The organism is Halomonas sp. PGE1 (assembly GCF_013000985.1).
GTDB lineage: Bacteria > Pseudomonadota > Gammaproteobacteria > Pseudomonadales > Halomonadaceae > Halomonas > Halomonas alkalicola.
This window is the reverse complement of sequence record NZ_CP053032.1, coordinates 2,282,076-2,308,803: the sequence shown is the minus strand read 5'-3', so window position 1 is coordinate 2,308,803 and position 26,728 is coordinate 2,282,076. Positions and strand designations below refer to the sequence as shown.

Genomic DNA, 26,728 nt, shown 5'->3' with positions numbered 1-26,728 from the left:
AGCACGGAGCGCCGAGCAGGATAGTGCCTAGCCGAGCGGCGCCGGGGACGGGCCTGAAGGGGGATACATGCTGATCGACGCCCACTGTCATCTGGATTTCCCCGATTTCGACGCCGACCGCGAGGCGGTGATCCAGCGGGCCAGGGCGGCGGGCGTCGCCCATTTCGTGGTGCCGGGCACGACGCGCGCCCGCTGGCCCGACGTGCTGGCGCTGGGGGCGCGGGACGACGTCAGCGTCTGCCTGGGGCTGCATCCCTATTTCCTGGAGGAACATCGGGAGGAGGACCTGGCCGCTCTTGAGGCAGGGCTGGAGACGCATGGCGACCTTGTCGCCATTGGCGAGTGCGGTATCGACGCCCGCTTTCCCGAGACCCTCGACGCCCAGTGGCGGCTCTTCGATGCCCAGCTCAGGATGGCCAAGGCGCGCCGTCTGCCGGTGGTGATCCACTGCGTGCGCGCCAACGACCGGGTCGCCAGGCGGCTGCGTGAGCTGGCGCTGCCGGCCGGCGGGCTGATCCATGCCTTCGCCGGCTCACCGGAGCAGGCGAAGGCGTTTCTCGATCTGGGGTTCGTGGTGGGCCTGGGCGGCGCGGTCACCCATGTCCGGGCCAAGCGCCTGAGGCGCACGGTGGCGAGCCTGCCCGACGATGGCTATGTGCTGGAGACCGACAGCCCCGACATGCCGCTGGCCGGTCGCCAGGGAGAGCGCAACGAGCCGGCGCGGGTGGCGGAGGTGTGCCGGCTCGTGGCCGAACTGCGCAAGGAACCCTTCGAGGCGGTGGCGGCGGCCAGCACCGCCAACGCCAGGCGCCTTTTCCGGCTGTGACTAGCGGCTGGCCGCCAGGCTCTCCGGGTCCAGGCGTTCGATGGGGTAGGGCAGCTTCAGCTGCTTGACGGCCTGGCCGGCGACGCGGAGCGGCCCCAGGTCCTCCTTGGTGCTCAGTACCGCCAGGATCTCCGCCTGGTCATAGGCGTCGAGTTCGGCGGCCACCACCTCGCCCACCGCCTTGCCATCGGCACTCTCCACGGGGCTTGCCAGGGCGGGCAGCTCGCCGCCTTCCAGCTGGGCGCGCACCAGGCGGCGCTTCACCTGGCCGCGGAAGTGGGCCCGGGCCACTACCTCCTGCCCCGTGTAGCAGCCCTTCTTGAAGCTGATCCCGCCGAGCGCCTCCCAGTTGATCATCTGCGGCAGCAGGGCATCGCGATGGGCGGGGGTCAGCCAGGCCAGGCCGGCCTGGATGTCATGCAGGCACCAGATGGCATTGCCCACCGGGGTGGCCTGCTCGGCGAGGCGCGACCATAGCGCTGCGGCCTGGCCGGAGGCCAGGCAGATCAGCTGGCGCGGGAGCGGCCCCGGGTGGGTCAGCAGCTGGGCCTCGGCATCGCCTGCCTGATGCCACACCGGGGGTGGCACCAGGTCCAGCCTCACCTCGGCCAGCGCCGGGGCGTCACGGCCGATCAGGCCGATCAGCGCCAGGTCGTCGCGAACCCGGAGCTCGGCCTTGTAGAAGGCGGCGAACTTGCCCAGGTGCTCCGACAGGGGCTGGACCAGGCCGCGCTGCATCAGCAGTCGATAGTGCCCCTCGGCGACGCGCAGCAGCTGGGCATTGGCCAGCATTCGCCCCTTGGGGGTGCAGAACACGGTGAGAGGAGCGAAATCGCCGTTGGCCAGGCCCACCTGGGCGCTGGCCTGGCCCTGCAGGAAGCGCTCGGCGTCCTGGCCGATCACGTCGAGTACGCCCAGATGCACCAGCGGTGTGACCACGGTGCCATCCAGGGCCTGGCGGGCCGGCGCCGGGGTGTCGAAGGCGATCCGGTCCTCGGCGTCCTGCCGTCCGCCACAGGCGGTGATCCAGTCGTGCATGGGGAGCTCCTTGTCGTCTGCTGGTTGGCTGGCTCTTCTTATGCGGGTAGCCGTGCGACATTGCAACCGCTGTGGTCGCCCCGGCGCCATGCTAGACTCGCCGCAGATTTCTGCCGGGCGCTCGCGGCAACCCGCGACAGGCCCCGCCGTCCCTCTCGCCACCACCTCGGAGAGCCGTCCCCATGGCGCACCAATCGCTGAGCTTCACCGGCGTCGAGAACGCCGATCAGATCAACCGTATCACCACCGCCCTGATGATGCTCGACGGCGTCGACAGCGCCGAGGTGGGGCGTCACGGTGCCGAGGTCGAGGGGCGCGCCCGGCGCGAGGCGCTGATCAAGGCCATCGAGGCCCTCAAGCTTCCCATCCAGGTCAAGTGAACAGGAGGTTCCCCATGAAGAAGACCATTGAGATCGTAAGCGTACGCAACCATATCTTCCGCCAGCGAGTCGAACTGGATGGCTTCGACGACCTCTTCGTCGATGTGCCGGAGGCCTATGGCGGCGAGGGCAGCGCCCCGGATCCCCACGATTTCTTCGACCTGTCGCTCGGGGCCTGCAAGGCGATCACCTCGATGATGTATGCCAAGCGCAAGAAGTGGCCCCTGGAGGGGGTGAGCGTGAAGGTGCATCGCGATGACAGCGAGGAGCGCCATGGCACCTACCGGCTCGACGTGGAGATGACCTTTCACGGCATCGAGGAGCCCGAGCAGCGCCTGCGCCTCGAGGAGATCAGCCACAAGTGCCCCATCCATCGCCTGATGACCAGCTCCACCGTGGAGGTTTCCACGCGGACCACCGTCGAGGCCTGACCTTCCGGACCCCACACGCGGAGACGCCATGAGCAAGCCCTTTCGCCTCGCCTCTAAGTTCCAGCCCGCCGGCGACCAGCCCACGGCTATCGACAGCCTGGTCAAGGGGCTCGAGGCGGGGCTCGCCCACCAGACCCTGCTCGGGGTGACGGGGTCGGGCAAGACCTTCACCATGGCCAACGTGGTCGAGCGCCTGCAGCGCCCGACCATCGTCATGGCGCCGAACAAGACCCTGGCGGCGCAGCTCTACGGCGAGTTCAAGGCGTTCTTCCCCGACAACGCCATCGAGTACTTCGTCTCCTACTACGACTACTACCAGCCCGAGGCCTATGTGCCGTCGTCGGACACCTTCATCGAGAAGGATGCCTCCATCAACGACCATATCGAGCAGATGCGCCTCTCCGCCACCAAGGCCCTGCTGGAGCGGCGCGATGCGCTGATCGTGGTCTCGGTGTCGGCCATCTACGGCCTGGGTGACCCCGACCAGTACCTGAAGATGCGCCTGCACTTCACCCGCGGCGAGCTGATTGACCAGCGTTCCTTCCTGCGCCGCCTGGCGGAGCTGCAGTACACCCGCAACGACATGGACTTCAAGCGCGGCACCTATCGGGTGCGCGGCGATGTCATCGACATCTTTCCGGCAGACGCCGAGGACGAGGCGGTGCGCGTGGAGCTGTTCGACGACGAGATCGACACCATCAGCCTCTTCGACCCGCTCACCGGCGAGGTCAGGGGCAAGGTGCCGCGCATGACGATCTACCCCAAGTCCCACTACGTGACGCCCCGGGAGACCATCCTCGGCGCCATCGACGCCATCAAGGCGGAGCTCAAGGAGCGCCTCGACTGGCTGCGCAAGCATGACAAGCTGGTGGAGGCCCAGCGCCTGGAGCAGCGCACTCTCTACGACATCGAGATGATGCTCGAGCTGGGCTACTGCAACGGCATCGAGAACTATTCCCGCTACCTCTCAGGACGCAACCCGGGCGAGCCGCCGCCCACCTTCTTCGACTACCTGCCGGCGGATGCGCTGCTGTTCATCGACGAGAGTCATGTCAGTGTTCCCCAGGTGGGCGGCATGTACAAGGGCGACCGCTCGCGCAAGGAGACCCTGGTGGAGTACGGCTTCCGGCTCCCCTCGGCGCTGGACAACCGTCCGATGAAGTTCGAGGAGTGGGAGGCGATCTCCCCCCAGACGATCTTCGTCTCGGCGACCCCAGGTCCCTACGAGGCCGAGCATGCCGGCCAGGTGGTGGAGCAGGTGGTGCGGCCTACCGGGCTGCTCGACCCGGAGCTGGAGGTGCGCCCGGCCGGTACCCAGGTGGACGACCTGCTCTCGGAGATCCGCCTGCGCAGCGCGGTGGGCGAGCGGGTGCTGGTGACGACGCTGACCAAGCGCATGGCCGAGGATCTCACCGAGTATCTCGGCGAGCACGACGTGCGGGTGCGCTACCTGCACTCCGACATCGATACCGTGGAGCGGGTGGAGATCATCCGCGACCTGCGCCTGGGCAAATTCGATGTGCTGGTGGGGATCAACCTGCTGCGCGAGGGGCTCGACATTCCCGAGGTCTCGCTGGTGGCGATCCTCGATGCCGACAAGGAGGGGTTCCTGCGCAACGAGCGCTCGCTGATCCAGACCATCGGCCGCGCGGCCCGCAATGCCCACGGCAAGGCGATCCTCTACGGTGACCGGGTCACCGACTCCATGCGCCGCGCCATGGAGGAGACCGAGCGACGCCGCGACAAGCAGATCGCCCACAACGAGGCCCATGGCATCACCCCGACCACGGTGACCCGCTCGGTGGCCGATATCCTCGAGGCCGCCCAGGCGCCGGGCCGCAAGGGCAAGGGGCGTCGCGGCGAGCGCAAGGTGGCGGAGCGGGAGGCGATCTACGACCCCGCGGAGCTGTCGCCGGCCGAGCTGGCGCAGGAGCTGACCCGGGTGGAGGACGCCATGTTCGAGGCGGCCCAGAACCTGGAGTTCGAGGAGGCGGCGCGGCTGCGCGACCGGCTGCATGGGCTCAAGGAGCGCCAGCTGGCGCTTGGATAGACAGCCTCGCGACTTCGCCAAGGTGAGGGGCGCCGGGGGCAGGCCGAAGAGGAGGTCTTTTGCCATGGATGGCAAAAGTAGCGCCCAGGGATGGGTTCACAGCGCCTCCTCGCAGGCCTGTCCGCGGATCAGCCCCGAGGGGCATTGATTGTCGGATTCGTTGCTTAGTTCGTAAGGAAAAGGGATGCCTGAAGGGCCCGAGATTCGCCGCGCCGCCGACCGGGTGCATGCCCAGCTCGCCGGCCGTCGACTGGAACACGTCTGGTTCGCTTTTCCCGCGCTGGCGCCCCGGGCGGATTCGCTGGTGGGGCGGCGGGTCAGCGCCGTGGACAGCTGGGGCAAGGCGCTGCTGACCCGCTTCGACGATGGCCGGGTACTCTACTCCCACAACCAGCTCTACGGCGTCTGGAAGCTCCACGATGCCGAACGCGAGCCGGATACCGGCCGCTCGCTGCGTGTGCGGCTGGTGGCCGAGGGGAGGGCGGCCAGCCTCTACAGCGCCTCGGACGTCTCGCTGTGGCAGCAGGACCGTCTCGGTGACCACCCCTTCCTCGCTCGGCTCGGTCCGGACCTGCTGACCCACGGGGTCACGGTGGGGGAGGCCATGGCCCGGCTACGGGAACCGCGCTTCCAGCGCCGGCGCCTGGGCGGGCTGCTGCTGGACCAGTCGCTGTTCGCCGGCATCGGCAACTACCTGCGCTCCGAGATCCTCTTCTTCGCCGGCCTCCACCACAGGGCGCGGCCCATGGACCTGAACGAGGCGGCGCTCGAGCGGCTGGCGCACACGGTTCTCGAGGTGACCCGCCAGGCCTACGACCAGGCGGGGGTAACCAACCGACCCGACTGGGCGGCGGCGGAGCGACGGGGTGGGGCGTCCCGTCGGCGCTGGCGCTTTGCCGTCTTCGAGCGGGAGGGGCTGGCTTGCCACCTCTGCGGCACGGCCATCGAGAGGGCGACGGTGGCCTCGCGTAGGCTCTACGCCTGCCCGCGCTGCCAGGCATCCCCTTGAGCTTCCATTTTTATACCGTTATCTCATGTCTTTGAAAGCATCTGCTACCTTTGGCGGCCCAATGTCGACAGCCGGCGGGGTAGGGTATAATGCCGGCCGTTCGAGCCCGCCACGCCGGCCGCGCCGCCGGTGACGAGCGGGCATGCCGACAACGCCAAGGAGCCCCTTGCTCATGACCGTGATCCGCCAGGACGATCTGATCCAGAGCGTCGCCGATGCGCTGCAGTACATCTCCTACTACCACCCCAAGGACTTCATCGACGCCATGGCCCAGGCCTACGAGCGCGAGGAGAACCCTGCCGCCAAGGACGCCATCGCCCAGATCCTGATCAACTCGCGCATGTGTGCCATGGGGCACCGTCCGATCTGCCAGGACACCGGCATCGTGACCGTCTTCCTGCACGTGGGCATGAACGTGCGCTGGGACGCCGAGATGAGCCTGGACGACATGGTCAACGAGGGCGTTCGCCGTGCCTATGCGCTGCCCGACAACGTGCTGCGCGCCTCGGTGCTGGCCGACCCGGACGGCGCCCGCAAGAACACCGGCGACAACACCCCGGCCATCATCCACCACAAGATCGTGCCCGGTGACACCGTGGAGGTCTACGTGGCAGCCAAAGGGGGCGGCAGCGAGGCCAAGTCCAAGTTCGCCATGCTCAACCCCTCCGATAGCGTGGTCGACTGGGTGATGGAGCAGCTTCCCAAGATGGGCGCCGGCTGGTGTCCGCCCGGCATGCTGGGCATCGGCATCGGCGGCACCGCCGAGAAGGCCATGGAGATCGCCAAGGAGGCGCTGCTGGATCCCATCGATATCCAGGAGCTGCAGGCCCGCGGCCCCTCCAATCGCGCCGAGGAGCTGCGCCTCGAGCTCTTCGATAAGGTCAACCGGAGCGGCATCGGTGCCCAGGGCCTGGGCGGCCTGACCACGGTGCTCGACATCAAGGTCAAGGACTTCCCGACCCACGCCGCCAACAAGCCGGTGGCGATCATCCCCAACTGTGCGGCCACCCGCCACGCCCACTTCACGCTGGACGGCTCCGGCCCCGCCGCGTTGCCGGCACCGAAGCTCGAGGACTGGCCGGAGATCACCCGCGAGGCGGGGGACAACGTCAAGCGCGTGAACCTCGACAGCGTGACACCGGAAGAGGTTCAGACCTGGCAGCCCGGCGATACCCTGCTGCTCAACGGCAAGCTGCTCACCGGCCGCGACGCCGCCCACAAGCGGATGGTGGACATGATCGCCAAGGGCGAGCCGCTGCCGGTGGACCTGAAGGGACGCTTCATCTACTACGTGGGCCCGGTGGATCCGGTGGGTGACGAGGTAGTCGGCCCGGCTGGTCCCACCACTGCCACCCGCATGGACAAGTTCACCCGCACCATGCTGGAAGAGACCGGCCTGCTGGGCATGGTGGGCAAGGCCGAGCGCGGCCCGGCCGCCATCGAGGCGATCCGCGACAACAAGGCGGTCTACCTGATGGCCGTGGGCGGCTCCGCCTACCTGGTGGCCCAGGCGATCAAGAAGTCCCGCGTGGTGGGCTTCGAGGACCTCGGCATGGAGGCCATCTACGAGTTCGAGGTGGAGGACATGCCGGTGACCGTGGCCGTGGACAGCCAGGGCACCTCGGTCCACCAGACCGGTCCGGCCAAGTGGAAGGAGATCATCGCCGAGCGCGCCTGATCCCCTGCCAGGGCAACCGAGCGGCCCCGCCATCTGGCGGGGCCGCTGCCGTTTGGGTATCCTGTAGGACACTGTTTTTTCAGGGAGAGATCATGACCTCCTGGCTGTTCGGCCTGGCCATCTTCCTTTTCCACGTGCTGGGGGTCGTCTCCGCGCTGCTGGCCCTGCTGTCGAGTCGCACCTCCCAGGGCGCCATCGCCTGGATCCTCTCCCTCATCACGCTGCCCTATCTGGCAGTGCCCGCCTACTGGATCTTCGGCCGCCCGCGCTTCTACGGCTACGTCTCCGCCCGCGGCGAGCGCGACTCCGTGCTGCGCCGTGTGCTGTCCCGCTATCGCGAGCAGCTCGAACCCTTCGTCGCCGATGCCCGGGATCCCGACGTGCGCGCCGTGGAGCAGCTGGCCCAGATGCCGCTGACCAGCGGCAACCGCGCCGAGCTGCTGGTGGACGGGGTGGCCACCTTCGACAGCCTCTTCGACGGCATCGAGCGGGCCAGGGACTACGTGCTGATCCAGTTCTTCATCGTGCGCAACGACGCCCTGGGCATCGAGCTCAAGCACCGCCTGCAGCGGGTGGCCGAGCGCGGGGTGCGGGTCTACTTCCTCTACGACGAGGTGGGCAGCCACAAGCTCAACGAGGGTTATCTGCGCGACCTCGCCAGCAGTGGGGTGGAGGTGAGCGCCTTCCGGTCGTCGCGGGGGTTCCGCCATCGCTTCCAGCTCAACTTCCGCAACCACCGCAAGGTGCTGGTGGTGGACGGCCACGTGGGGTGGGTCGGCGGCTTCAACGTCGGCGTGGAGTACCTGGGGCAGGGGCGCCATGGGCCCTGGCGGGACACCCACCTCAAGCTGACCGGGCCGAGCGCGCTGGGCCTGCAGGAGGCCTTCTGGGAGGACTGGCACTGGGCGACGGGCGAGGTCATCACCCTCTCCTGGACCCCCCGGGTGACCTGCGAGGAGTGCCACCAGGTGGTCATCGTCCCCTCGGGGCCGGCGGACCGCCAGGACACCGCCGGGCTGCTGGTGCAACATGCCATCCACAGCGCCCGCGAGCGCTTCTGGGTGACCAGCCCCTACTTCGTGCCCGACCAGGGCGTTCAGGACGCCCTTCGCCTGGCCGCCATGCGCGGCGTCGATGTGCGCATCATGATCCCGGAGCGCCCCGACCACCTGCTGGTGTTCCTCTCGGCCTTCTCCTTCCTGCCCGACATGCTCAGGGCCGGCGTGAAGGTCTATCGCTACCAGCCGGGCTTCCTGCATCAGAAGGTGATGCTGATCGATGATGCGGCGGCCAGCGTCGGCACCGTGAACCTCGACAACCGCTCCTTCCGGCTCAACTTCGAGATCACCGCCTTCCTGCCGGATCGCCTGTTCGCCGCCAAGGTGCGCCTGATGCTGGAGAAGGACTTCGCCGACTGCCGACGGATCAGCCTCGACGAGATCACCTCGCGCCCCCTGTGGCGCAAGCTGGTCTCGCGGGCCGCCTACCTGCTGTCCCCCATCCAGTGATACATTATCGTTTCACGATGGCCGCAGCGTCGGCCACCCTGCCATCCGCCGACCGGGAGTCACGGTGAACCTCGAGACCAAGTGGCTGGAAGACTTCGTCGCTCTGGCCAATACCCGCAGCTTTTCCGCCTCGGCGAGGCAACGGCATGTCACCCAGCCCGCCTTCAGCCGCCGCATTCGCGCCCTGGAGCAGGCGGTGGGGGCCACCCTGGTGGACCGCTCCACCACGCCGGTGGACCTCACCCCCGAAGGGCAGCTGTTCCTGGTGACTGCCCGCAACTTGGTGGAGCAGCTCAACGAGAGCCTGGGCCACCTGCGCGGGCTCTCCATCGCCAACGAGGCGCTGGACATCGTCGCCGCCCACTCCCTGGCGCTGAGCTTCTTCCCCCCCTGGATCTCCCGCCTGCAGCAGGGAGTCGGCGAGCTGCCGACCCGGCTGGTGGCCATGAACGTGGGGGAGGCGATCCACGTGCTGAGAGAGGGAAAGTGCGACCTGATGCTCGCCTACTACGACCCCTATGCCAGCATGCAGCTCGACCCGGAGGTGTTTCCCTCCTTCTCCATCGGGAAGGTGAAGATGCTGCCGGTGAGCCTGCCGGACGAGGAGGGCAGACCGCGCTTCCCGCTGGAGGGGAGCGAGTCCATTCCCTATCTCGCCTATACCCAGGGCGCCTTCCTGGGCAGCAGCGTACGCATGCTGCTCAAGAACGACGCGCTGCGCCTGCGCCTGCGTACCGTCTACGAGACCGCCATGGCCGAGGGGCTCAAGGGGATGGTGCTGCAGGGCATCGGCATGGCCTGGATCCCCGACTTCTGCATCCGCGAGGAGCTCAAGAGCGGCCGCCTGGTGCGCGCCGGGGGCGAGGAGTGGGATGTGCCCCTGGAGATCCGCCTCTATCGCTGTTCGCTGGTCCACAAGCCCGGCGTGGAGAAGCTGTGGCGGCAGATGCAGAAGCTCCCGCGCGACTTCCTCCAGGCCTGAGCCCTAGCCCCCCCCGAAGTCCGCCGGCAGTCCCAGGAAGTCCTGGATGATGAAGAAGTGGTCCTCGAAGAGGGCCTCCGGATCGAGGTCCGCCAGCGCCACCCAGCGGGCGTGGTCGCCCCCCTTGACCGGCTTGAGGCGCGGCAGCTGCTGGTCGGGGGTCAGTGCGAAGTAGAAGGCCTCCGCCAGGGTGCGGCCCCGCCAGCTGCGATGGGGCTCGTCGAATAGCCGCTGGCCGCGCAGGGAGCCCTTCAGCACCGGTTCCGGCACCTTGAGGCGGATCCGCTCGCGCAGCTCCCGCAGGCAGGCATCCAGCAGCCGCTCATGGGAGTTGATGAAGCCGCCGGGCAGTGCTAGCAGCCCCTTGCCGGGCGCCGCCGTGCGGCGCACCAGCAGCACGTGTCCCGACTGCACCACCACCGCATTCACCGTGACGAAGATGGGTGGATAGGGCGCCTGGGCCCAGGCGCTGCGGTACTGGTCCAGCAGGCGCTGCTCCTCGCTCAGCTGCCGGTAGTGCTCGCCGGTACAGAAGTCCCGGACGGCACCGACCACCCCCGGCGGCAGGTCGTGGGAGGCCCCGGTGGTCAGGTAGTCGTCGGCGGAGGAGGGGGAGCGGAACAGCCGCTCGCGGATCTGGCTGGCCGAGATGCCCTCCACCAGCGGCACGCTCACCGACTCCCACTGGGGGAACAGCGAGAGGTAGTAGCTGGACTGGCCGCGACTGGCGCCGATCAGGCCGATGCGCGGCAGCCGCGCCCCCTGGGGGCTGGCGATATCGCGCACCTTGCGCTGCACGTCGCGCACCCAGACATCGTTGTTGTAGAGGGCGTCGAGCAGCGGCACCACCGCGAGCCGGCGGTTCTCCTCGTCGTCGAAAGCGCTGCGCAGCATGGCGCGGCGCTCGTCGAAGCGCCAGGGGTTGCGCAGCGAGCGCGCCTGCCAGGAGGAGCCCACCAGCACGATCACCTGGCGGGCGCGCTTGAGCGCCTCGTGGATCACCGCGAGGTGCCCCAGGTGAGGCGGCTGGAAGCGACCGATGAACACCAGGCAGTCGAAGTCGAAGGCGTCGCGGTCGATGTCCGGGCAGTCGGTCATGGGCATTCCTGGCGGGCGGTGTGAAGGCGCCGCTCATTATGGTCAGCGCCGCAGGCGGGTGCAATGCGCCCTATGGCAGCACGCTCGGTTACATTCGCGTATGCTGAAAGGCACACAGGGATGCGGGGAACACCATGATCGAGCTCAACCGACTGACACCGGCCGCGCTCAGGGCCACGCTGCTGTTCTGGTGGAACGTGACCCAGGGGGCGATTCGCCTCTGGCTGGAGCGCAACGCCTTCAGCTACGCCGGGTCGCTGGCCTTCTACACGCTCTTCTCCCTGGCCCCCACGGTGATCATCGCCGTCACCGTGATCGGCCTGGTGCTGGGCGAGGATGCCGCCCAGGGCCAGATCGTCGCCCAGCTGCAGGACACCATGGGCCATGATGCCGCCGCCGCCATCGAACAGGCCGTGGCGAGCTCGCGCATCGAGGAGTCGGGCCTGCTGCCCACGTTGCTGGGCGTCGGCGCCCTGCTGGTGGGGGCCACCACGGTGTTCGCCCAGATGCAGTTCTCGCTCAACACCATCTGGGGGGTCACCGCGCGGCCCAGCGCCAACAGCGCCCTGATCTTCATCAAGAACCGCCTGCTGTCGCTGACCGTGGTGCTCTCCATCGGCTTCATCCTGCTGGTCTCGCTGATCTTCGGCGTCATGGTGCGGGCCATGCTGCAGGCCGCCGATGAGCTGGTGCCCTTTGTGGGCTTCCTGACCACGGGAGTCGAGTTCCTCGTCTCCCTGGCGGTGATCTCAGTGCTCTTCGCCACCATCTTCAAGGTGCTGCCCGACGTGGTGCTGCGCTGGCAGGACGTGGTGGTAGGCGCCGTGGTCACCGCGCTGCTCTTTGCGGTAGGGCGCTCGGCCATCGCCGTCTACCTCTCCCACACCGCTACCGCCTCCACCTACGGGGCCGCGGGCTCGGTGGTGATGATCCTGCTGTGGGTCTACTACAGCTCGCTGATCCTGCTGTTCGGCGCCGCCTTCACCCGCTGCCACCTGGCCGAGCGGGGGCAGCCGCTGGTGCCGCGCAATACCGCCGTGGTAGTCAGGCGCGAGCTGATGGACAGCTAGCGGGGGCCAGGTCCCAAGGCGATGAGGCCGGCAGCATGCCGGCCTCGCGCGGTATGGGGTGCCCGGTTTCCACCGGGCGCCGGGGCCTCGCCAGGCTCAGCCGCGGCCGAAGCGCTCCCGGGCCATGGTGTCGGCGATGGTCGCGGGACTGCGCCCCTCGCTGGCCGCCCGGGCGAACAGCTCTTCCAGGGTCGCGCCGATCCCCTCGATATGCGCCATCACCGCCCCGCGACGATAGTCCTCGCGGCGCTGCCAGGCGATCTCGATCACGCCGCCGGCGTTGGCCACATAGTCCGGCGTATAGAGAATCCCGCGCGCCATCAGCCGCTCGGCCATGGCCGGGGTGGCCAGCTGGTTGTTGGCCGCACCGCACACCACCCTCGCCCTGAGGCGCTCCACCACGTCGTCATCCAGCACGGCGCCCAGGGCGCAGGGGGCGAAGAGGTCCACCTCGGCATCGAAGATCGCCTCCGGCGGCGTCGTCTCGGCACCGAGTTCCTCGGCCAGGTGGGCAAGCGCCTCGCGGTCGACGTCGGTGAGCACCAGGCGGGCACCGGCATCCGCGAGGTGGCGAGCCAGGTGGGCGCCGACATGGCCGACGCCCTGGATCGCCACCCTGAGCCCCTCGAGATCGTCGCGCCCGAGGCCGTGGCGCACCGCACTCTTCAGCGCACAGAAGACGCCCCAGGCGGTGAAGGGGGAGGGGTCGCCGGACTCCCCGCTGGCTCGGCGCAGCCCGCCCACGTGGCGGGTCTCCTCGGCGATGACCTGCATGTCCGCCTCGCTGGAGCCGGAGTCCTCGGCGGTGATATAGGCGCCCCCCAGGGAGTCCACCAGGCGCCCCATGGCGCGCAGCAGTTCGGGAGTCTTCGCGGTACGCGGGTCGGCGATGATCACCGCCTTGCCGCCGCCCAGGGGCAGGTCCGCCATGGCCGACTTGTAGCTCATGCCTCGTGAGAGGCGCATCACGTCGGTGAGGGCCTCCGTCTCGCTGGCGTAGGGGTAGATGCGCAGGCCGCCGAGGGCGGGGCCGCGGGAGGTGTCGTGGATGGCGATGATGGCGCGCAGCCCGCTCCCGGCATCGCTGCCGAAGACGATCTGCTGGTGGTGGTCGAATTCCGGGTGCTCGAAGACCGGCATGGCGTGGCTCTCCCTCATGAGGATTGTCGTTGTACTGGCTTGCCCGGGTAGGGCGGGGACCTGTCGATCCGGCTTGTGGCCGGGAGACAGGACTATGGTCAAGGTTAGAGCATGGCGGCGTTGGCGGGAAGTCACCTGCCGGGCTGGCCTTGGCCGCGTCGGGGCTGGTAGAAACAAGGGCATACCCAACGGAGCGGCAGCGGGCCGTTCCGGACACTGCGACGATGGAGGTGGGCATGGAGATGTGCTGCGTCAAGGCCTTGGTGACGGGCAAGGTGCAGGGGGTCTGGTATCGCCGGGCGACCCAGGAGCAGGCCCTGCAGCATGGTGTCACCGGCCACGCCAGGAACCTGCCCGACGGTCGGGTGGAGGTGCTGCTGTGCGGTGGCCCGGATGCCGTGAAGGCGGTCAGCGAGTGGCTGTGGCGGGGGCCGGAGAAGGCTAGGGTGACCCACGTCGAGCTCGAGGTGATCGAGGCCCACGCCCCCGATGACTTCCGGACCGACTAGCCCAGCACCTCGGCGATCCAGTCGCTCACCGCCTCGCCATCGACCCCCAGGCAGGCATCCACCTCGGGCGTTCGGGACCAGCGTGATTCGATGAAGGTCCGCCCCTCGGGGGCGAAGAGCGTCTGGCCCTCGGCGTCACCGTCGGTGACCACGGCGAGGTGGCCGCGCGCCGTGGTGAAGAGCTCTGGCCTGAGCAGCCAGGCGAGGGCACAGCTGTCGTGGGGGCAGCAGCCGTCGATGCCCAGGAAGGTCCGGTAGAAGTCGCGGTAGAAGGCGTAGCTGCCGGCCAGCACGCGGCCAAGCTCGCCCTGGCCGGCCTCGATGCGCGCCATGTGCTCGGCCGTCAGCACGCAGCGGTGGGTGACATCGAGGCCGACCAGGGTCAGCGGCCAGCCGGCGGTCAGCACCCGGCTTGCCGCATGGGGGTCGTTGAACATGTTGGCCTCGGCCACCGGGGTGACATTGCCCCCCTCGCGAATCGAACCGCCCATGATCACCACCTGCTTCACCCGTTCGATGAGCGTCGGGTCGAGCTGGAGGGCGGCGGCCAGGTTGCCCAGCGGCCCCACCGCCACCAGGGTGACCTCGCCGGGGCGGGCATTGACGGTATCGACGATGAACTGCGCCGCGCTTCGCCCGTCGGCTCGGCCCTTCACCGGTGGCAGTGAGATGTCTCCCAGGCCGTTGGCGCCGTGGATATGGGCCGGCGGCGGACAGCGCCTCTTGACCAGCGGCGCGGCGGCGCCCTGGGCCACCGGCACCTCACCGCGGCCGGCCAGTTCGGCCAGCAGCAGGGCGTTGTGGGTGGCGGTGGTGACGTCCACGTTGCCATAGGTGGTGGTCAGGCCCAGCAGCTCGATCTCGGGGTGACGCAGGGCGATGGCGATGGCCTGGGCGTCGTCCACCCCGGGGTCGGTATCGAAGATGATCGGATGGGGCATGGGGGCTCCTCAGGGGCTTGGGGGCGGGGTCGAGTCGTGGAGCAGGCGCTCCACCTCGGCGACGACCGGGATGCTCTCGGCGGCGCCGGGGCGCTGCACGGCCAGGGCCGCGGCGCTGGCGGCGCGCCGCAGACAGTCACCGACCGGCAGCGCGGCCTGGAGGGCGGCCATGAAGTAGCCGATGAAGGTGTCGCCGGCCCCGGTGGTATCCACCGCCCTGACCGGCAGGGCGGGCTGATGCAGCCGCTGGTCGCCCTGCTGGTACCAGGCTCCCTCGCCGCCCAGGGTGAGCACGACCTCACAGCCCGGCAGCCGTTCGGCCAGGGCGTCGAGCAGGGCCTCCGCGCCCGCCTCCAGGGCCAGGCCGGTGATCCCGGCCGCCTCGCTGCGGTTGAGGAACAGCAGCTGACAGGCCGGCAGCGGCAACTCACTCACCGCCTCGCTCATGGGGGCCGGGTTGAAGGCGATCCTGAGCCCGTGGCCGGCGGCCAGGGGAAGCAGCTGCTGGAGGCCGTTGCACTCGTTCTGGAGCAGCAGCCAGTCGCCGGGCCGGGTCGCGGCTACCAGCGCCTCCAGGTCGGCACGCCGGAAACCGTGGTTGGCCCCGGGAAAGAGGATGATGGCGTTCTCGCCGGAATCGTCCACCTGGATGATGGCGTGGCCACTGGGGGCATCCACCAGGCTGACATGGGTGACGTCGACCCCGGCCCGGGCCAGGCTGTCCCGGGCCCAGGCGTCCTGGCGGCCCAGTCGGCCCCAGTGGCAGACCCGCCCGCCGGCCCGGGCCATGGCCAGGGACTGATTGGCCCCCTTGCCGCCCAGGCCCACGCGGTAGTCATGGCTGGCCAGGGTCTCCCCGGGTCTGACCAGGTGGGGTACGCGATAGACGTGGTCGAGGTTGATGGAGCCGAGGTTGTGCAGCATGGGCCGGGGCCTCCGTCACTCGGACTGCCAGGCGCGCAGGTTGTCGGCGGTGAGGGCCACCACGTTCTGGCGCGACTCCGGGGTTATCCAGGCGTTGTGAGGGGTCACGATCAGGTTCAGCGGCTCCGCCAGGGCATCGATCAGCGGATGGCCGTCACGTGGCGGCTCCACCGGCAGCACGTCGACGCCGAGCCCGCCCAGGCGCCCCTCGCGAAGGGCCTCGAGGGCCGCCAGCTCGTCGATGATGCCCCCGCGGGCGCAGTTGACCAGCAGGGCGCCGGGCTTGAGGGTGGCCAGCAGGTCGGCATCGACCAGGTGCCGGGTCGCCTCGCTGAGCGGGCAATGCAGGCTGATGATGTCGGCCTCGGGGGCGAGGTCGGCCAGGGTGGGGCGGCGGTCATCCGCCTTGCCGGGCCGGGCCGCGAAGGTCACGGCCATGCCGAAGGCCTCGGCGAGCTGGGCGACCCGGCTGCCGAGCACCCCCTGGCCGACGATCACCAGGCGCTTGCCCTCCAGCTGCAGGGTGCCGTGGTCCATCCGGCAGAAGAAGGGGCTCTCGCCCCAGCGCCCGGTCGCCACGTCGCGCTGGTAGAGGGGCAGTCGGTTGGCCAGGGCCAGCATCAGCATCAGGGTGTGCTGGGCCACGCTGGCGGTGCCGTAGGCGGTGACGTTCTTCACCGCGATGCCCAGGCGCTCGGCGGCGGCCATGTCGATGTTGTTGGTGCCAGTGGCAAGCACGCAGATCAACCTGAGCTCGGGCAGCGCCTCGAGGGTCGCGGCGTCCAGCACCACCTTGTTGACGATGGCGACCCGAGCGCCGGCCAGGCGCTCGCGGGCTTCGGCGGTGGTGCTCTGGTCGTGGACCGCCAGGGAGTCGACCTGCTCGCGGATCGGGGCGAGGTCGATATCGGGGCCGAGGCTTGAAGCATCGAGGAGAACGGCATTCATCGGTTGGCTTCCTTCTGGGGGGCCTTGCGCAGGCGCCTTGCCCGCACGGGTGGTGGGCACGCTATAATGTCCGGCTTTGGCAGGCTTGGATTCGCTGCGGGCCGGCCACATATTCGTTGTCGCCGGGAGCGCCCGGCAGCGTCCTGATCTGGATACCGTGATTTTCCGGAGTGATCAAACCATGCCCATCTACGAATACGAGTGCAAGGCCTGCGGCCAGCGCCTGGAAAAGCTGCAGAAGATCAGCGCCGCCCCGCTGACCGACTGTCCCGCCTGCGAGGCCCCCGAGCTTTCGCGGCTGGTCTCGGCGGCCGGTTTCCGCCTGGCCGGCGGCGGCTGGTACGAGACCGACTTCAAGTCCGGCGGCAAGAAGAACCTGGCCGGTGATGCAGGAGGCTCCGCCCAGAGCGGGTCATCGTCCAGCAAGAAGGAGGGCGCGGCGGCCTGAGGGCCGCCCAGCCACTCGCCAACCCCTCATTTCGCTACAGAACAGGATACGACATGCGCAGCCATTATTGCGGCCAGCTCAACGAGACCCTGGTGGACCAGACGGTCACCCTGTGCGGCTGGGTACATCGCCGCCGTGACCACGGGGGCGTGATCTTCCTCGACATGCGCGATCGCGACGGCATCGCCCAGGTCGTGGTCGACCCCGACACCGCCGAGGCCTTCGCCACCGCCGACCGCGCCCGCAGCGAGTACGTGCTGCGCATCCAGGGCCGCGTGCGGCTGCGCCCGGAAGGCACCCAGAACCCCAACATGCCCACCGGCATGATCGAGGTGCTGGCCAAGGAGGTGGAGGTGCTCAACACCGCCGCCACGCCGCCCTTCCAGCTCGACGAGCACGGCAAGGTGGGCGAGGAGGTGCGCCTCAAGCACCGCTACATCGACCTGCGCCGTCCCGAGATGATCGAGAAGCTGCGCCTGCGCTCGCGCATCTCCCACAGCGTACGCGCCTTCCTGGAGGGGCAGGGCTTCCTCGACATCGAGACCCCGATCCTCACCCGCGCCACCCCGGAAGGGGCTCGCGACTACCTGGTGCCGAGCCGCACCCATGCGGGCAGCTTCTTCGCACTGCCCCAGTCGCCGCAGCTCTTCAAGCAGCTCTTGATGGTGGCCGGCTTCGACCGCTACTACCAGATCGCCAAGTGCTTCCGCGACGAGGACCTGCGCGCCGACCGCCAGCCGGAGTTCACCCAGATCGACCTCGAGGCCTCCTTCGTCTCCGAGGACGACATCATGGGGATCACCGAGGCGATGATCCGCCAGCTCTTCCAGGAGGTGCTCAAGGTCGAACTGCCCGAGTTCCCGCGCATGACCTGGAGCGAGGCGATGAACCGCTTCGGCTCCGACAAGCCGGACCTGCGCATCCCGCTCCAGCTCACCGACGTCGACGACCTGATGCAGCAGGTGGACTTCAAGGTCTTCTCCGGTCCCGCCAGCGCCGAGGATGGGCGCGTGGCTGCGCTGCGCGTGCCGGGCGGTGCCAAGCTCTCCCGCAAGGAGATCGACGACTACACCAAGTTCGTCGGCATCTATGGCGCCAAGGGCCTGGCCTGGATCAAGGTCAACGAGCGCGCCAAGGGCCTCGAGGGCCTGCAGTCGCCCATCGTCAAGTTCATGGAGAACGTGGTGGAGCAGCTGCTCGACCGCGTCGGCGCCGAGGACGGCGACATCATCTTCTTCGGTGCCGACAAGGCGCGCATCGTCAACGAGGCGATCGGCGCGCTGCGCGTCAGGCTGGGCGAGGACCTCGACCTCTACACCCGGCCCTGGGCGCCGCTGTGGGTGGTGGACTTCCCGATGTTCGAGGCCGACGACGACGGTCGTCTGAGCCCGCTGCACCACCCCTTCACCTCGCCCTCCTGCAGCCCCGAGGAGCTCAAGGCCAACCCGGCGGGCGCGCTTTCCCGGGCCTACGACATGGTGCTCAACGGCACCGAGCTGGGCGGTGGCTCCATCCGTATCCACGACCAGGCGATGCAGACCACCGTGTTCGAGATCCTCGGCATCGGCGAGGAGGAGGCCCGTGAGAAGTTCGGCTTCCTGCTCGACGCCCTGCAGTACGGTGCGCCGCCCCATGGCGGCCTGGCCTTCGGCCTCGACCGCCTGGTGATGCTGATGGCGGGTGCCCGCACCATCCGCGAGGTGATCGCCTTCCCGAAGACCCAGAGCGCCGGCTGCCTGATGACCGACGCCCCGGGCGAGGTGAGCATCGACCAGCTGCGCGAGTTGAGCATCCGGCTGCGCCAGAAGGCCAAGGCGGAAGGGCAGGAGTAATATCTCCTGACCCCTGACGCAGCAAGAGACCGGCGCCCAATGGGCGCCGGTATCGTATGATGGCGACTGATCCGATCACCGAGCCGAGCAGGGAGGCCCCATGAGGAGCACGCAGCAAACCGATGGCGGGGCAGGGCCGTGCTGATTCTCGGCATCGACCCCGGCTCGCGGCTCACCGGCTACGGGGTGCTCGACGTCTCGACCTCGACGCCACGCTACGTGGCCAGCGGCTGCATCCGCATCCGGGCCGACGACCTGGCCCAGAAGCTGGCCCAGGTCTATGCGGGGGTGAGTGAGCTGATCGCCATCCATCGCCCCGGTGAATTCGCCATCGAGCAGGTGTTCATGGCCAAGAACGCCGATTCGGCGCTCAAGCTCGGCCAGGCCCGGGGCACCGCCATCGTCTGTGCCGCCAACCACGGCCTCCCGGTGAGCGAGTACGGTCCGCGGCAGATCAAGCAGGCGGTGACCGGCACCGGCGGCGCCGACAAGGCCCAGGTGCAGCACATGGTGACGGCCATCCTCAAGCTCTCCGCCACGCCCCAGGCCGATGCCGCCGACGCCCTGGCCATCGCCCTGACCCACGCCCATGCCCGCCTCGGCCTGCTCCAGACCGGCAGCTTCGGCGGCCACCGCAGCCGCCGGAAGGGCGTTTCCTGGCGCGATTTCCAACCCTGAGGCTGTCGCTCTCCGGCGACGCCGGATGAGGCGTCGGCGAGTTGTCGAACGCTGTTTCAGCACGGGCTGGTCAGCCGCACGGGCGACCAGTATAGTGGCGTCATCGGCGGCCCTGAGCCGCCTTTCCTGCAGTGAAGGACACGGATTTCTCCATGATCGGACGCCTGCGTGGCACCCTGCTCGAGAAGCAGCCTCCCTGGCTGGTGGTGGACGTGGCCGGGGTCGGCTACGAGCTCGAGGCCTCCATGACTACCCTGGTGGCCCTGCCGGCTAACGGCGAGGCCGTCTCCCTGCACACCCACCTGATCGTGCGCGATGACGCCCACCTGCTCTACGGCTTCTCCCGGGAGCAGGAGCGGGCGCTGTTCCGCGCACTGATCAAGGTCAATGGCATAGGCCCGAGGCTGGCTCTGGCGATCCTCTCCGGCATGGACGAGGCCGCCTTCCGGCGCTGCGTGCTCGACGACGACGTCAAGGCGCTGATGCGCCTGCCCGGGGTGGGCAGGAAGACCGCCGAGCGGCTGATCATCGAGATGCGCGACCGCTTCCCCCACTGGGAGCCCGGTGACGACGCCCTGGCGGAGCTGGCCAGCGGCGCCCAGCCCAACGTCTCACACCACGATCCCCTGGCCGATGCCGAGGCGGCCCTGGTCAGCCTGGGCTACAAGCCCGCCGAGGCGGCCAGGATGCTGGCGGGTCTCGAGGGCGAGGGGAGCACCGAGGCGATGATCAAGGCGGCCCTGAGCCGCCGGATGGCGGGGTAGCGCGATGCTGGAGAACGATCGCCTGATCGCTGCCGACGCCCGCGAGGGTGAGGAGCCCATCGACCGCGCCATCCGCCCGAAGCGCCTGGCCGACTACATCGGCCAGCCGCGCGTGCGCGAGCAGCTGGAGATCTTCATCGGCGCCGCCCGCGCCCGGGACGAAAGCCTCGACCACACCCTGGTGTTCGGCCCCCCGGGGCTGGGCAAGACGACCCTGGCCAACATCATCGCCGCCGAGATGGGGGTGGGGCTCAAGTCCACCTCCGGCCCGGTGCTGGAGCGCGCCGGCGACCTGGCCGCCATGCTGACCAACCTCGAGGCCGGCGATGTGCTCTTCATCGACGAGATTCATCGCCTCTCGCCGGTGGTGGAGGAGATCCTCTATCCCGCCATGGAGGACTTCCAGCTCGACATCATGATCGGCGAGGGGCCGGCGGCGCGCTCCATCAAGCTCGACCTGCCGCCCTTCACTCTGGTGGGGGCGACCACCCGGGCGGGACTCCTGACCTCGCCGCTGCGCGATCGCTTCGGGATCGTCCAGCGCCTGGAGTTCTATGCCATCGGCGAGCTCACCGAGATCGTCACCCGCTCGGCGCGGCTGATGGGGGTCGAGGCGGACGCCGACGGCGCCCGGGAAGTGGCGCGCCGTTCCCGAGGTACCCCGCGCATCGCCAACCGCCTGCTGCGCCGCGTGCGCGACTACGCCGAGGTGCGCGGCAGCGGCCGTATCGACGCCGAGATCGCCGACCGGGCGCTGGACATGCTCCACGTCGACCATCACGGCCTGGATCACATGGACCGCCGCTTGCTGCTGGCGATGATCGAGAAGTTCGACGGCGGCCCGGTGGGGGTCGACTCGCTGGCCGCCGCCATCGGCGAGGAGCGCGATACCATCGAGGACGTCATCGAGCCCTACCTGATCCAGCAGGGGTTGATGATGCGCACCGCGCGGGGTCGGGTGGTGACCCGCCAGGCCTGGCTGCACTTCGGCCTGGCACCCGCCGAGGATGCCGCGGACGCCGCCGGGGAGACCCGGCCGTGAGCGAGTTCCGTCTGCCGGTGCGCGTCTATATCGAGGACACCGATGCCGGTGGCATCGTCTACTACGTCAACTACCTCAAGTACATGGAGCGGGCACGCAGCGAGTGGCTGCGCGCGCAGGGGATCACCCAGCGCGAGCTGTTCGAGGCCGGCATCCAGCTGGTGGTGCACAAGCTGGAGTGTCGCTATGCCAAGCCCGCCCGACTGGATGACGCGCTCGAGGTGAGCGCCGAGATCCGGTCCCATGGCCGCGCCCGGCTGCAGTTCGGCCAGGTCGTGAGCTGTCGCGGGGAACCCTTGTGCGAGGCGCGGGTCGACATCGCCTGCATCGATGCGACGCGCCTCAAGCCCGTACCCTGGCCGCCGGCGCTGGCCGCGGCCCTGGCCCAACCCTCTGCCCAACCGCAAGACTGACGAGGATGCCCGTGAACGACTCCATGTCCATACCCCACCTGATCATGAGCGCCAGTACCGTGGTGCAGCTGGTTATGCTGCTGCTCACGGTGGGCTCGATCCTCTCCTGGGTCGTGATCTTCCAGCGCACCTTCGTGATGCGCCGTGCCAAGCAGACCCACCAGGCCTTCGAGGAGCGCTTCTGGTCCGGCGTCGACCTCAACGAGCTCTACCGGGAGACCCCGGCGGAGCAGGAGACCCAGGGCGCCGAGCACGTGTTCCGCGCCGGCTTCCGCGAATTCAACCGCCTGTTGCCCAAGACCAAGAGCCCCCAGGCGATCCTCGATGGCGTCCAGCGCAGCATGCGGGTGGCCTGGTCCCGGGAGGAGGAGCGCCTCAGCCTGCACCTGGTGTTCCTGGCCACCGTGGCCTCGGCCAGCCCCTATATCGGCCTGTTCGGCACCGTCTGGGGCATCATGGGCTCCTTCCAGGCGCTCTCCATGACCCAGCAGGCGACACTCGCTACCGTGGCCCCCTGGATCGCCGAGGCGCTGATCGCCACCGCCATGGGGCTGTTCGCCGCCATCCCGGCGGTGATCTTCTACAACCGCCTGTCGTCAGAATCCGCGCGGCTGCTGGGCAAGTACGAGGACTTCGCCGAGGAGTTCCACTCCATCCTGCACCGCAACCTGCAGGGCCGGGCCGAATCCGGCGCCGCCTGAGGGAGTCTGGCCATGCATGGACCTTTCAATCGCAGCGGGCGCAAGCCCATGGGCGAAATCAACGTCGTGCCCTTCATCGACGTCATGCTGGTGCTGCTGGTGATCTTCATGATCACCGCCCCCATGATGACCCAGGGCGTGCAGGTGGATCTGCCCCAGGTGACCTCCGAGCCCATCGAGAACGCCGATGAGAGTGACCCGATCATCGTCTCGGTGGATCGCGACGGCGGCTACTACCTCTCCATCGGCGGCGAGGAGAGCGCCGTGGACCTCGACGAGCTCGCCGATCGGGTGGTCATCCTGCTCGAGCGCCGCCCCGGCACGCCGGTGATGGTGCGCGGGGATCGCAATGTTACCTACGGTCAGGTGGTCACCCTGATGAGTACCCTGCAGGTGGCCGGCGTGGCCAACGTCGGATTGATCTCCGAACCACCCGGCGGGGAAGGCTGAGGATTATCGATGGCCACACAGGACCCACGGGTAGGGTACGGCCTGCCGACGATCCTCGCGGTGGCGCTGCACGTGGTGGTGGTGCTGTTCAGCGTGATCAGCCTGCCCAGCCGCGAGCCGGAACCGACCTCATCCTCCATCGTCCAGGCGACCCTGGTCAGCACCGAGACGGTGACCGACCAGGCGCAGCGTGCCGAGGCGGCGCGCTCGCGCGCCCTGGCGCGGGAAGCGGAGGAGCAGCGTCAGGCCGAGGAGGCCGCCCGCGAGGCAGAGGAGGCGGCTGCCGCCGTCGAGGCCGCGCGTCAGGCGGAGCAGGAGGCCGAGACCCAGGCTCAGGAAGAGGCCCGTAGTGCCGCCGAGGCGGCCGAGGCCGACGCCGCCCGGCGCGCCGAGGAGGCCGAACGCCAGGCCCAGCAGCGTGAGGAGCAGCGCGTTCAGCAGGAAGAGGCCGAACGGCAGCGTCAGGCCGAGGCGGAAGCCGAGCGACAGCGCCAGGCCGAGGCGGAAGCCGAGCGACAGCGCCAGGCCGAAGCGGAAGCCGAACGGCAGCGTCAGGCCGAGGCAGAGGCCGAGCGCCAGCGCCAGGCCGAGGCGGAAGCCGAACGCCAGCGTCAGGCCGAGGCGGAAGCCGAGCGTCAGCGCCAGGCCGAGGCGGAAGCCGAGCGTCAGCGCCAGGCCGAAGCCGAACGCCAGCGTCAGGCCGAGGAAGAGGCCCGTCGTCAGCGCGAAGCGGAGGAGCAGCGCCGCCGGGAGCAGGAGGCCCAGCGCCAGCGCGAGGCCGAGGAAGCCGCGCGCCGCGCCGCCGAGGCGGCGAGCCAGGGGCTCGATCGCGCCATCGATGGCGAGAGCGACGCCGTCGCCAATGCGCGACAGGGCCAGGAGGCCGCCAACAGCTTCATCAACCTGGTCCGCCGCGCGGTGGAGCAGGCCTGGGTGATTCCCCCCAATGTACCGGGCGGTGCCACCGCGGAGGTCGCGGTGCGTCTCGGCCCTTCCGGCGAGCTGTTCGGCGCCTCGATCACCCGCAGCAGCGGCGACAGCGCCTTCGATCGCTCGGCGATCCAGGCGGTCGAGGCCGCGGCACCGTTCGCCGAACTGCGACAGTTGCCAGCCAACCTGCAACGGGACTACCGTCAATTCAATCTGCGTTTCACACCGGGAGACGTGCGCTGATGAAAGCCCTGATCACTTCCTGGCTGACGGCTCTGCTGCTGATCTTCAGCGGCCTGGCCCAGGCCAACCTGACCATCGAGATCACCCGCGGCAGTGACCGGGCGACCCCGGTCGCCGTGGTGCCCTTCGCCGGCGGCGACGACTTCCCCGAGGACGTCGCCCAGGTGATCCACGACAACCTGGAGCGCAGCGGCTACTTCGACCCGCTGCCGCGCCGCCAGATGATCGACCGCCCCAGCGAGAGCGACGAGGTGCGCTATGGCACCTGGCGCAGCCTGGACGTGCGCTACCTGGTGGTGGGGCGTGCCAGCCGGGAAGGCAACGGCTACCGCCTGCGCTATGAGCTGATGGACGTCAGCGGCGAGCGCCGCATGCTGGGGGAGGTGGTCACCGCCGACCAGAACGAACTGCGCGGCGCCGCCCACTACATCAGCGACCAGATCTTCGAGGCGATCACCGGCATTCGCGGCGCCTTCTCGACCCGCATCGCCTACGTGACGGCCCAGGGTGTGGGCGACAACATGCAGTTCACCCTCTACGTGGCGGATGCCGACGGCCGCAACAGCCAGCAGGTACTGAGCTCACGGGAACCGATCCTGTCGCCGGCCTGGTCGCCCGACGGGCGCCGCCTGGCCTATGTCTCCTTCGAGACCGAGCGGCCGGCGATCTATATCCAGGACCTGGCTTCGGGCCAGCGGGTGCGCGCGACCTCCTTCGAGGGCATCAACGGGGCCCCGGCCTGGTCACCGGATGGCCGCCGACTCGCCATGTCGCTCTCCAAGGATGGCCAGCCGGAGATCTACGTGATGGACATCGCCTCGCGAGAGTTCCAGCGCATCACCAACAGCTCGAGCATCGACACCGAGCCGGCTTGGGCGCCCGACGGTCGCAGCTTGCTATTCACCTCGGACCGCAGCGGCGGGCCGCAGCTCTACCGCCACGACTTCGCCAGCGGCCAGCAGCAGCGGCTCACCTTCACCGGCAACTACAATGCCCGCGGGCGCTTCTCGCCCGACGGGGAATCGATCTTCCTCATCCACCGCTCCAGCAACGGCTTCCAGGTGGCGCGCCAGGACCTGGACAGCGGACGACTGGTCGTGCTGAGCGATTCGCGCTGGGATGAATCCCCCAGTGTTGCGCCCAACGGGACCATGGTAATCTTCGCCACCCAGCAGGGTAACAGCGGGGTATTGGGGGCAGTGACCGCCGACGGACGTGCGTCCTTCCGGCTGCCTTCCGCATCGGGCGACGTGCGTGAACCCGCATGGTCTCCCTTTCTCAACTGACCACAGTGATGTTGGTGCTCTTCGATTCAGTAAGGAGTAACACAATGCAACTCAAGCGCGGTCTCAAGCCCTATGCCAGGACCCTGGCGGTCGCTCTGTCCCTGGCCTTCGTGGCAGGTTGTTCCAGCAGTGGCGGGACCCAGGACGGGTCCATGGACAGTTCCCGCACCGGCAACGGCGTGGCTGGCAGCGGCGTCTCCGGTAGCCAGGTAGGCGGCACCGGTTTCGGCAGCGGCACCGCTGGCCAGGAGGCCGATGGCCGCATCCCCCAGCAGCGCACCATCTACTTCGAGTTCGACAGCGACCGCATCCGCAGCGAGTTCGAACCTGTGTTGGCCGCCCACGCCCGCTACCTGCGCGAGAATGGCAACTCCCGTGTGGTCCTGCAGGGCCATACCGATGAGCGTGGCACCCGCGAATACAACATGGCGCTGGGCGAGCGTCGTGCTCGCTCCGTGGAGCGCTTCCTCTCCGTGCAGGGCGTGTCGCCCTCCCAGATCGAGGTAGTGAGCTACGGCGAGGAGCGCCCGGCCGCCCGTGGCCAGAACGAGGAAGCCTACGCCCAGAACCGTCGGGTCGTCTTCGCCTACTGAGTCGCCGGTACCCGCGTCGATGGAGGCACGCATGAAACACGGTCTGAAAGGACTGTGCGGCGCGGGAGCCCTGGTGCTCCCGCTGTCCGTATGGCTCCCCGCAGTCGCGCAGCAGCCGGTGGTCGAAGACCTCACCTCCCAGCCGCGCACCTTCTACCAGCAAACGGAAACCCGCGAGGCCGCGGGCGGCAGCCTGGTGATCTTCAATCAGGTCCAGCAGCACGAGGAGGAGATCCGCCAGCTGCGCGGCCAGGTCGAGGAGCTTCGGCACCAGCTCGAGCAGCTGCGCCGCCAGACTCGCGACCAGTACCTGGACCTCGAGGACAGACTCGCCACGGCGCCGGTCGGCGTCGGCGGGGATGCGAGCGCTCAGGTCGATGACGAGGCCGCACGCCAGGTGGCCCAGGCACCGTCGCCCAGCGGCGCGAGCCCCGAGGCCCAGCAGGCCTATCAGCAGGCCTTCGCCAGGGTCCAGGCCCGGGAGTTCAGCGAGGCCATCGGCGCCTTCGAACGCTTCGTGGCCCAGCACCCCGACAACAGCCTGACCGCCAATGCCTACTACTGGCTGGGGGAGCTGCACGCCGCGGAGGGCGACCTCGAAGCGGCCGAGCGCGAGTTCCGCACCGTGCTCGACGACTTCCCGCAGAGCAACAAGGTGCCCGACTCCCTCTACAAGCTGGGCTTGCTCAAGGCGCGCCAGGGCGACCCCCAGGCCAGCCGCGAGCTGCTCGAACGGGTGCGTGACGACTACCCGGACACCACCGCGGCGGGCCTGGCCAACGACTTCCTGCGCCAGTCCGGCAACTGATCACCAAG

The 26,728-nt window shown here is 69.0% G+C and carries 28 protein-coding genes; 22 read left to right on the top strand and 6 right to left on the bottom strand.

From position 1 onward, the window contains the following. Window positions 1–67: 67 nt before the first annotated feature. Window positions 68–826 carry a TatD family hydrolase gene (locus HIR79_RS10935; protein WP_169958385.1) on the top strand — a complete coding sequence of 253 codons (759 nt, stop codon included), beginning with the start codon at window positions 68–70 and terminating at the stop codon, window positions 824–826. Here HIR79_RS10935 and ygfZ read toward each other — a convergent pair whose 3' ends face one another. Beyond that, window positions 827–1,864, bottom strand: a complete 1,038-nt coding sequence (ygfZ, locus tag HIR79_RS10930) for a CAF17-like 4Fe-4S cluster assembly/insertion protein YgfZ (RefSeq protein ID WP_110068666.1) — start codon at window positions 1,862–1,864, stop codon at window positions 827–829. 182 nt (window positions 1,865–2,046) lie between these two features. On the opposite strand from ygfZ, the gene HIR79_RS10925 reads away from it, so the two are divergent. The 7 genes from HIR79_RS10925 (at window position 2,047) to HIR79_RS10895 (ending at window position 9,902) form a co-directional block, all read left to right on the top strand. After that, window positions 2,047–2,244, top strand: a complete 198-nt coding sequence (locus HIR79_RS10925; protein ID WP_110068667.1) for a hypothetical protein — start codon at window positions 2,047–2,049, stop codon at window positions 2,242–2,244. 14 nt (window positions 2,245–2,258) lie between these two features. Further along, window positions 2,259–2,675 (top strand): OsmC family protein, encoded by a 417-nt coding sequence (locus HIR79_RS10920; RefSeq protein WP_110068668.1) that lies wholly within the window; start codon window positions 2,259–2,261, stop codon window positions 2,673–2,675. 28 nt (window positions 2,676–2,703) lie between these two features. Next, entirely contained in the window at window positions 2,704–4,725 is a 2,022-nt protein-coding gene (uvrB, locus tag HIR79_RS10915) for an excinuclease ABC subunit UvrB (protein ID WP_169958384.1), read from the top strand. A 184-nt stretch (window positions 4,726–4,909) separates the two neighbouring features. Next, window positions 4,910–5,734: an endonuclease VIII gene (gene nei / locus HIR79_RS10910; RefSeq protein ID WP_169958383.1), complete on the top strand. Its 825-nt coding sequence runs from the start codon at window positions 4,910–4,912 to the stop codon at window positions 5,732–5,734. A gap of 172 nt (window positions 5,735–5,906) precedes the next feature. Continuing rightward, entirely contained in the window at window positions 5,907–7,412 is a 1,506-nt protein-coding gene (locus tag HIR79_RS10905; protein ID WP_169958382.1) for a fumarate hydratase, read from the top strand. 92 nt (window positions 7,413–7,504) lie between these two features. Continuing rightward, entirely contained in the window at window positions 7,505–8,920 is a 1,416-nt protein-coding gene (cls, locus tag HIR79_RS10900) for a cardiolipin synthase (protein WP_169958381.1), read from the top strand. Window positions 8,921–8,984: 64 nt separating this feature from the next. After that, on the top strand, window positions 8,985–9,902 hold the full coding sequence (locus HIR79_RS10895) for a LysR substrate-binding domain-containing protein (RefSeq protein WP_169958380.1): 918 nt from the start codon (window positions 8,985–8,987) through the stop codon (window positions 9,900–9,902). Window positions 9,903–9,905: 3 nt separating this feature from the next. On the opposite strand, the gene HIR79_RS10890 is transcribed toward HIR79_RS10895, so the two are convergent. Then, window positions 9,906–11,000, bottom strand: coding sequence for a bifunctional nicotinamide-nucleotide adenylyltransferase/Nudix hydroxylase (locus tag HIR79_RS10890; RefSeq protein WP_169958379.1), 1,095 nt, complete (start codon window positions 10,998–11,000; stop codon window positions 9,906–9,908). Between the two features lie 134 nt (window positions 11,001–11,134). Here HIR79_RS10890 and HIR79_RS10885 point away from each other — a divergent pair, with 134 nt between their 5' ends. After that, on the top strand, window positions 11,135–12,070 hold the full coding sequence (locus HIR79_RS10885; protein ID WP_169958378.1) for a YihY/virulence factor BrkB family protein: 936 nt from the start codon (window positions 11,135–11,137) through the stop codon (window positions 12,068–12,070). A gap of 96 nt (window positions 12,071–12,166) precedes the next feature. Here the strand turns inward: HIR79_RS10885 and HIR79_RS10880 are convergent, their stop codons facing one another. Next, entirely contained in the window at window positions 12,167–13,210 is a 1,044-nt protein-coding gene (locus tag HIR79_RS10880; RefSeq protein ID WP_169959547.1) for a Glu/Leu/Phe/Val family dehydrogenase, read from the bottom strand. A gap of 236 nt (window positions 13,211–13,446) precedes the next feature. Here HIR79_RS10880 and HIR79_RS10875 point away from each other — a divergent pair, with 236 nt between their 5' ends. Further along, window positions 13,447–13,719, top strand: a complete 273-nt coding sequence (locus tag HIR79_RS10875; RefSeq protein ID WP_169958377.1) for an acylphosphatase — start codon at window positions 13,447–13,449, stop codon at window positions 13,717–13,719. On the opposite strand, the gene HIR79_RS10870 is transcribed toward HIR79_RS10875, so the two are convergent. The 3 genes from HIR79_RS10870 to HIR79_RS10860 are packed head-to-tail and all read right to left on the bottom strand — an operon-like array spanning window position 13,716 to window position 16,532. Further along, the gene (locus HIR79_RS10870) at window positions 13,716–14,660 is read right to left on the bottom strand and encodes a nucleoside hydrolase (protein WP_169958376.1); all 945 of its coding nucleotides are present in this window, start codon (window positions 14,658–14,660) and stop codon (window positions 13,716–13,718) included. The genes HIR79_RS10875 and HIR79_RS10870 overlap by 4 nt on opposite strands. Before the next feature lie 9 nt (window positions 14,661–14,669). Then, window positions 14,670–15,584, bottom strand: coding sequence for a ribokinase (locus HIR79_RS10865; RefSeq protein WP_169958375.1), 915 nt, complete (start codon window positions 15,582–15,584; stop codon window positions 14,670–14,672). A gap of 15 nt (window positions 15,585–15,599) precedes the next feature. Continuing rightward, window positions 15,600–16,532, bottom strand: coding sequence for a D-2-hydroxyacid dehydrogenase (locus HIR79_RS10860; protein ID WP_169958374.1), 933 nt, complete (start codon window positions 16,530–16,532; stop codon window positions 15,600–15,602). Between the two features lie 181 nt (window positions 16,533–16,713). On the opposite strand from HIR79_RS10860, the gene HIR79_RS10855 reads away from it, so the two are divergent. From HIR79_RS10855 to ybgF, 12 genes are all read left to right on the top strand, one after another. Next, window positions 16,714–16,980, top strand: coding sequence for an FmdB family zinc ribbon protein (locus HIR79_RS10855; RefSeq protein WP_110068678.1), 267 nt, complete (start codon window positions 16,714–16,716; stop codon window positions 16,978–16,980). A 53-nt stretch (window positions 16,981–17,033) separates the two neighbouring features. Beyond that, window positions 17,034–18,812 carry an aspartate--tRNA ligase gene (gene aspS, locus HIR79_RS10850; RefSeq protein ID WP_169958373.1) on the top strand — a complete coding sequence of 593 codons (1,779 nt, stop codon included), beginning with the start codon at window positions 17,034–17,036 and terminating at the stop codon, window positions 18,810–18,812. 138 nt (window positions 18,813–18,950) lie between these two features. Further along, window positions 18,951–19,490 carry a crossover junction endodeoxyribonuclease RuvC gene (gene ruvC / locus HIR79_RS10845; RefSeq protein ID WP_169958372.1) on the top strand — a complete coding sequence of 180 codons (540 nt, stop codon included), beginning with the start codon at window positions 18,951–18,953 and terminating at the stop codon, window positions 19,488–19,490. A 152-nt stretch (window positions 19,491–19,642) separates the two neighbouring features. Beyond that, on the top strand, window positions 19,643–20,254 hold the full coding sequence (gene ruvA / locus HIR79_RS10840; protein ID WP_169958371.1) for a Holliday junction branch migration protein RuvA: 612 nt from the start codon (window positions 19,643–19,645) through the stop codon (window positions 20,252–20,254). Between the two features lie 4 nt (window positions 20,255–20,258). Then, a complete protein-coding gene (gene ruvB / locus HIR79_RS10835; protein ID WP_169958370.1) occupies window positions 20,259–21,296 on the top strand; it encodes a Holliday junction branch migration DNA helicase RuvB in 1,038 nt (345 codons plus the stop codon). Further along, window positions 21,293–21,709 (top strand): tol-pal system-associated acyl-CoA thioesterase, encoded by a 417-nt coding sequence (ybgC, locus tag HIR79_RS10830; protein ID WP_283241835.1) that lies wholly within the window; start codon window positions 21,293–21,295, stop codon window positions 21,707–21,709. Before ruvB ends, ybgC begins: the two co-directional genes overlap by 4 nt. A gap of 23 nt (window positions 21,710–21,732) precedes the next feature. Further along, the gene (tolQ, locus tag HIR79_RS10825) at window positions 21,733–22,410 is read left to right on the top strand and encodes a protein TolQ (protein ID WP_240407769.1); all 678 of its coding nucleotides are present in this window, start codon (window positions 21,733–21,735) and stop codon (window positions 22,408–22,410) included. Between the two features lie 12 nt (window positions 22,411–22,422). Then, window positions 22,423–22,860 (top strand): protein TolR, encoded by a 438-nt coding sequence (gene tolR, locus HIR79_RS10820; protein ID WP_169958369.1) that lies wholly within the window; start codon window positions 22,423–22,425, stop codon window positions 22,858–22,860. Window positions 22,861–22,869: 9 nt separating this feature from the next. After that, window positions 22,870–24,033 (top strand): cell envelope integrity protein TolA, encoded by a 1,164-nt coding sequence (gene tolA / locus HIR79_RS10815; protein WP_169958368.1) that lies wholly within the window; start codon window positions 22,870–22,872, stop codon window positions 24,031–24,033. Next, window positions 24,033–25,319 carry a Tol-Pal system beta propeller repeat protein TolB gene (gene tolB / locus HIR79_RS10810; RefSeq protein ID WP_169958367.1) on the top strand — a complete coding sequence of 429 codons (1,287 nt, stop codon included), beginning with the start codon at window positions 24,033–24,035 and terminating at the stop codon, window positions 25,317–25,319. Before tolA ends, tolB begins: the two co-directional genes overlap by 1 nt. A gap of 44 nt (window positions 25,320–25,363) precedes the next feature. After that, window positions 25,364–25,912 (top strand): peptidoglycan-associated lipoprotein Pal, encoded by a 549-nt coding sequence (gene pal, locus HIR79_RS10805; RefSeq protein ID WP_169958366.1) that lies wholly within the window; start codon window positions 25,364–25,366, stop codon window positions 25,910–25,912. 31 nt (window positions 25,913–25,943) lie between these two features. Continuing rightward, a complete protein-coding gene (gene ybgF, locus HIR79_RS10800) occupies window positions 25,944–26,720 on the top strand; it encodes a tol-pal system protein YbgF (RefSeq protein WP_119021043.1) in 777 nt (258 codons plus the stop codon). The last annotated feature ends 8 nt before the right edge of the window (window positions 26,721–26,728 follow it).